Raw genomic sequence first — 1,176 nt, 5'->3', positions numbered from 1 at the left:
TTAACTGTTGCTTGGTTTGTTACTTGTCCAGCATCGATATCATCTTGTGTTACAGCATAGTTGGCTGTGTAAGTCCATATTTCAGTAGGATCTAACTCGTTATCACCATCAGTATCACCAGAAACAAAGGCAATGGCAACCACTGGGTTAGGTGCTTCTAATAAAGGATCAGTTACAACCACATTATCAATAGACACATTACCAGTATTCGTTACAGTGAAGGTATACGTAATCGTTTCATCAACATTAGTACAATTGTCTTGGTCTTCGTCGTTAAAGATTCCAGACTTGACTAAAGCAATCGTGGTATCACCTTGACATAGTGTAATTACCGTCGCATCATCTGTTGTAGCAGTAGTACCAGAGACATCTGTTACAGTAGCATCAGTCAATACATTTTGACCATTAACTGTTGCTTGGTTTGTTACTTGTCCAGCATCGATATCATCTTGTGTTACAGCATAGTTGGCTGTGTAAGTCCATATTTCAGTAGGATCTAATTCGTTATCACCATCGGTATCACCAGAAGCAAATACGATTGCAACCACTGGGTTAGGTGCTTCTAATAAAGGATCGGTAAGCACGATGTTATCAATAGACACGTTACCAGTATTCGTTACAGTAAACGTATAAGTAATGGTTTCATCAACATTAGTACAGTTGTCTTGATCTTCGTCGTTAAAGATTCCAGACTTGATTAAAGCAATAGTTGTATCACCTTGACATAGTGTGATTACTGTTGCATCATCGGTTGTAGCAGTAGTACCAGACACATCAGTTACAGTAGCATCAGTCAATACATTTTGACCGTTAACTGTAGCTTGGTTTGTTACTTGTCCAGCATCGATATCGTCTTGCGTTACAGCATAGTTGGCTGTGTAAGTCCATGTTTCAGTAGGATCTAATTCGTTATCACCATCAGTATCACCAGAAGTAAATACGATTGCAACTACTGGGTTAGGAGCTTCTAATAAAGGATCGGTTACAACCACATTATCAATAGACACATTACCAGTATTCGTTACAGTGAAGGTATAAGTAATCGTTTCATCAACATTAGTACAGTTGTCTTGATCTTCGTCGTTAAAGATTCCAGACTTGACAAGTGCAATAGTTGTATCACCTTGACATAAGGTAATCACTGTTGCATCGTCTGTTGTAGCAGTAGTACCAGAC

At 38.8% G+C, this 1,176-nt stretch carries 1 protein-coding gene; it reads right to left on the bottom strand.

The window, feature by feature from the left end; genetic code table 11:
• Positions 1 to 1,176, bottom strand: a 1,176-nt coding sequence (locus ACVC43_RS00150; protein ID WP_452222547.1) for a DUF7507 domain-containing protein, incomplete at both ends; no start/stop codon positions are given.

The organism is Lacinutrix chionoecetis, assembly GCF_053604665.1.
This window is presented reverse-complemented; position numbering and strand designations above follow the sequence as displayed.